This is a genomic window from Shewanella cutis (assembly GCF_022410515.1).
GTDB classification, from domain to species: Bacteria; Pseudomonadota; Gammaproteobacteria; order Enterobacterales; family Shewanellaceae; genus Shewanella; species Shewanella cutis.
On the sequence record NZ_JACSDI010000037.1, the window covers coordinates 1 to 4,556 of the forward strand.

4 protein-coding genes are annotated in these 4,556 nt (G+C 47.3%); 1 reads left to right on the forward strand and 3 read right to left on the reverse strand.

Features of this window, described 5'->3' with window-relative positions:
- Positions 1-39: 39 nt before the first annotated feature.
- Positions 40-1,704: an asparagine synthase B gene (asnB, locus tag H9J30_RS21420; RefSeq protein ID WP_240132827.1), complete on the reverse strand. Its 1,665-nt coding sequence runs from the start codon at positions 1,702-1,704 to the stop codon at positions 40-42.
- 482 nt (positions 1,705-2,186) lie between these two features.
- Positions 2,187-3,860, reverse strand: coding sequence for a M28 family metallopeptidase (locus H9J30_RS21425; RefSeq protein ID WP_240132828.1), 1,674 nt, complete (start codon positions 3,858-3,860; stop codon positions 2,187-2,189).
- Between the two features lie 51 nt (positions 3,861-3,911).
- On the opposite strand from H9J30_RS21425, the gene H9J30_RS21680 reads away from it, so the two are divergent.
- On the forward strand, positions 3,912-4,046 hold the full coding sequence (locus H9J30_RS21680) for a hypothetical protein (RefSeq protein ID WP_275679702.1): 135 nt from the start codon (positions 3,912-3,914) through the stop codon (positions 4,044-4,046).
- Here H9J30_RS21680 and H9J30_RS21430 read toward each other — a convergent pair.
- On the reverse strand, positions 4,043-4,556 hold a 514-nt coding region (locus tag H9J30_RS21430), incomplete at its 5' end, for an HAD hydrolase-like protein (protein ID WP_240132829.1). The two genes, H9J30_RS21680 and H9J30_RS21430, sit on opposite strands and share 4 nt — an antisense overlap.

Below are 4,556 nucleotides of genomic sequence, written 5' to 3' on the forward strand. Positions count from 1 at the left end.
ACCCGAGGGTGGCGTTATTATTAGGATGGGATATCGTGGTTAATAACTGGCGGCATGCACTGAGCGTACGGCGCGGCCTGATGGGTCGATAATACCCCGTAAACTTTCATCCCATGCCAGCGCTTCTGGGGTAGAGCAGGCGACCGACTTGCCACCAGGAACCGTTTCGGCAGCACTTGGCAGTGGATAATGCTCCTCAAAGAAACAACGGTAGAAATAGGCTTCTTTGGTTTCTGGCGTGTTGTACGGGAAGCGGAACTTGGCGTTGGCCAGTTGCAAATCATCTACTTGCTCTGCGGCATGGGCCTTCAAACCATCGATCCAAGAGTAACCCACGCCATCACTGAATTGCTCCTTTTGACGCCAGGCGACTTCTTTGGGCAATTTATGCTCAAAGGCTTGACGCAGAATGTGTTTCTCAATCCGGCCATCCTTAGACATTTTTGCCTCAGGGTTAATGCGCATCGCCACATCCATAAATTCCTTATCGAGGAAGGGTACGCGGGCTTCGAGTCCCCATGCGGCCATAGCTTTGTTGGCGCGTAGACAGTCGAACAGATGCAGTTTATCCAGTTTACGCACGAGTTCCTCATGGAAGGCCTGCGCGTTTGGCGCTTTATGGAAGTACAAGTAACCGCCAAAGAGTTCATCGGCACCTTCACCCGATAACACCATTTTGATCCCCATCGCCTTGATTTTACGCGCCATCAGATACATGGGGGTGGCAGCACGAATGGTGGTGACATCATAGGTTTCTAAGTGATAAATCACTTCTTTAATCGCATCTAGCCCTTCTTGGAAGGTAAAGTTGATCTCATGGTGAATTGTCCCAATAGCATCTGCAACCTTTTTGGCCGCGATTAAATCCGGTGCGCCTTTTAAACCGACAGCAAAGGAGTGTAGCTGCGGCCACCAAGCGCCCGTTTCACCGTCATCTTCGATGCGACGTTTAGCAAATGTCTGGGTGATAGCCGAGATAACTGATGAGTCTAAACCACCGGAGAGTAATACCCCGTAAGGTACATCGGACATCAATTGACGCTTAACTGCGGCTTCTAGAGCATCACGCAATTCTTCTTGGCTGGCGCCATTATCTTTAACTGCATCATACTGTTGCCAATCGCGGGTGTAGTATTTCACTGCAGCAGCATCGCTTGAGTATAAGTATTGGCCCGGCTGGAATTCTTCCACTGTTTTACACACTGGCATCAGTGCTTTCATTTCGGAGGCTACATAGAAGTTACCTGCCGCATCTCGACCCGTGTAGAGCGGAATGATACCCATATGATCGCGGCCAATAAGATAAGCGTCTTTGGCTTTGTCGTAGAGTACGAAGGCGAAAATACCGTTTAATTTATCAAGAAATTCAGTGCCATATTCCTGATACAGCGCCAGAATGACTTCGCAATCTGAGTTGGTTTGATAGCTGTATTTATCGCCGAGTTGGGCTTTGAGTTCTTTGTGGTTATAGATTTCACCGTTGACCGCGAGGATAAGGCTGCCATCTTCGGTTAGCAGTGGCTGCGCACCGTGTTCAATATCGACAATCGCCAAGCGTTCGTGGGCCAAAATCGCTTTATCGCTGGCGTAAATGCCTGACCAATCTGGGCCGCGATGGCGCATCAGTTTGGACATTTCTAGTGCGACTTGGCGCAGCTCTTTTGCATCGGATTGAATATCTAAAATTGAAAAAATCGAACACATAATCCCACTCCTAAACCACTGCATTTCATTTGAGGATGTCTCAATTGAGTATCAATGTGCCAGCGATTCGATAATTTGCCAAATGTTATTTTTGATGATTTATTCTATTTTTGATTGTTTTAATGGGTTTTGTTTGTGTTTAAAACGATTATAATTAATGTTTATTCAATTTATTCCGTATTTTTGTGAGTAAAGTGTTTTTGGTGCTTACTTGTGAAGCGAGATATTGGCAAATACGCAATGTGCACTCAAGAAAATCTATTTGAGGAAAAATCATCATAAATGTGAGCAAGATAGTGATTTAAGAGTAACCGCTGCTGATTTTATAAGCAGCTTATCGGCAGTTATTGCCCGTGTTGCTACAGTCAAGGTCAACAGTGAGCGTAAAATGGGGCTGATCATAAAATACTCATAAAATAATAAGGCACCCTTCAAGGTGCCTTATGAGATTTTTTAGCGATTAATCCCTTTGCTCAAGCCGCTTACTTTGCGGTCGTGGTAAGTTCCGTTTTGGCGGGACGCAGGCTGTTAAACTCAGTACCTTGATAATAGCCTGGCCAATCTTGGCTGTTACCTAAGCTGCGAGTCACTTGATAGTAAATTTCCAGATCTTGAATCGCACCACTCAAATCCCAGTCTTCATGATATTCATCGCAGACATTGTGATAGCAGCCCTTCATGGTTGCTTGCATTTGAGTCTTATAGTCCGCGGTTGCCGCATCGATAGGCTCACTACCGCCACCGGCAAAAACCGCAGGAACGCCGAGTTTAGCGAAGCTGAAGTGGTCAGAGCGGAAGAAACCGCCCGATGCAGGATTCTTTTCACCCAAAGCAATGCGGTTTTGCTGTTTGGCGGCATCGATTAGGTAGTTTTCAAGCTCGGACTTGCCTTTACCGACGATAGTGAAGTCCTTGGTTTTTCCATAGATATTGGTGCTATCTAGGTTTAGCACTGCCACGGTTTTATCAATGGGGTAGATAGGATTAGCGGCATAATAACGTGAGCCAAGCAACCCTTGCTCTTCGCCCGTGGTGGCGATAAAGGTCACCGAGCGAGCTAAGCCGTGGCCCTGTTTAGCGTTATCGGCCAGTTGTCTGGCGATTTCTAAAATGCCCGCAATGCCCGATGCATTGTCCATTGCGCCATTGTAAATTTTATCACCTTCTTTACTGTCATCTTTGCCAATATGGTCCCAGTGGCCAGTAAACAGGATTTGCTCATCTACTTGCTTGGTGCCAGGAAGGGTGGCGACGACGTTATAGCTGTTGGCGTATTCCGCTTTGTTTTTAAAGGCGATGCTGGCCGTTTGCTCTAGGGATAAGCTAATTGGGCTATCGGCAGCGCGAGCCATGAGAGTAGGAAGTGATAGGCCAGCCTTTTCAAACAGTTTTGTGGCGGTATCTAAGGTTAACCAACCTTCAACTTGGATGCGGCTATCCTGCTCGGTTTTACTAAGGACTAAATCCTGCTGCGGTCCTGTCCAACTGTTTTCGACCACTGACCAAGGATAAGATGCGGGTTCAGTATCGTGAATGAGCAGCGCGCCGAGCGCACCTTGGCGGCTAGCTTCTTCAAATTTATAACTCCAGCGACCGTAGTAGGTCATCGCTTTGCCATTAAATTTGCCTGAATCTGGACGGGCAAAACCGGGATCGTTCACTAAGATCACCGCGATTTTGCCTTTCATGTCGAGATCTTGGTAATCGTTCCAAGCATATTCAGGTGCATTAACCCCATAGCCAACAAATACCAGTGGCGCGTTTTGAATGTTAACTCCACCGTTATCATGGCGACTGCTGAGCACCAGATCTTGACGGTATTTAAAGGGTAATCCTGCCAGTGTGACTTGCTGCGCTTCATCTGCGGTATAGCTCACCATAGGCACAGGTTGTAAAAAGCTGCCTTGATATGCACCTTTAAGTCCCATCTCCGTAAAGGCTTTGGATAAATAATCCAAGGTGAGTTTTTCACCCTGCGTGGTTGGGGCGCGGCCTTCAAACTCATCGGAAGACAGGGCTTTAATATCGTTTCTAAAGCGTGCTTCATTCATTTGCACGGGTTTAAGTGCTGCACTGTTATTGGCATCAGGCTGCGCCGAATTAGGGCTACAGGCACTGAGCAAGGCTAGCGCGCAAAACGGATACAAACGTCGCATAGGTTAATCCTACTGTTATTTTTTAGGGGTAGTGACGAATATCAAAGGAGTATGTCGCGGCTTATCATGAAGCAAGCGGCAATGGGGTACAAGGGAAGTACAGCGGCAAAAATGTTACTTAATGTTAAAGTCAGTGGCGCTTCTCAGCACGCTAAGGCGCTGAGAAGCGAGCAGTTTGAGGTTTAAACCACGTCAATATCGCCGGCGCAGGCAAACACATGGTTCGGGCGGAAAGGCTCTTTATCGATATCTTCAAGTTTACTTACGCCGCTGGTGACCAGAATGGTTTCAAGTCCTGCTTGAAAACCCGCCAGAATATCGGTGCGCATATTGTCACCAATAATCACCGTGTTTTCGGAGTGACCGTCAATATGGTTGAGTGCGGAGCGGATAATCCACGAGCTGGGCTTGCCAACGTAGAAGGGTTTTTTGCCAGTAATTCGTTCAATGGGGGAGCACAGCGCGCCGCAGGCCGGACTGTAAGCGGGGCCGTGGGTGTCGGGATTAGTGGCGATAAAACGGGCGCCACGGGCAACAAATCCTGCTGCTTTATGGATCATATCCCAGTTATAGGAGCGGGTTTCACCAACAATCACAAAATCAGGGTTAATGTCGGTAATGTTAGCACCTGAGTTGAAGGTGTAACCCTTACTATAACAAGAATACGCAGATCTGTTTAGTAAGGGCTTTATATTA

Coding starts and splice junctions, on each gene's coding strand:
- asnB (WP_240132827.1), bottom strand. CDS start 1,704: ATGTGTTCGATTTTTTCAATTTTAGATATTCAATCCGATGCAAAAGAG.
- H9J30_RS21425 (WP_240132828.1), bottom strand. CDS start 3,860: ATGCGACGTTTGTATCCGTTTTGCGCGCTAGCCTTGCTCAGTGCCTGT.
- H9J30_RS21680 (WP_275679702.1), top strand. CDS start 3,912: ATGTCGCGGCTTATCATGAAGCAAGCGGCAATGGGGTACAAGGGAAGT.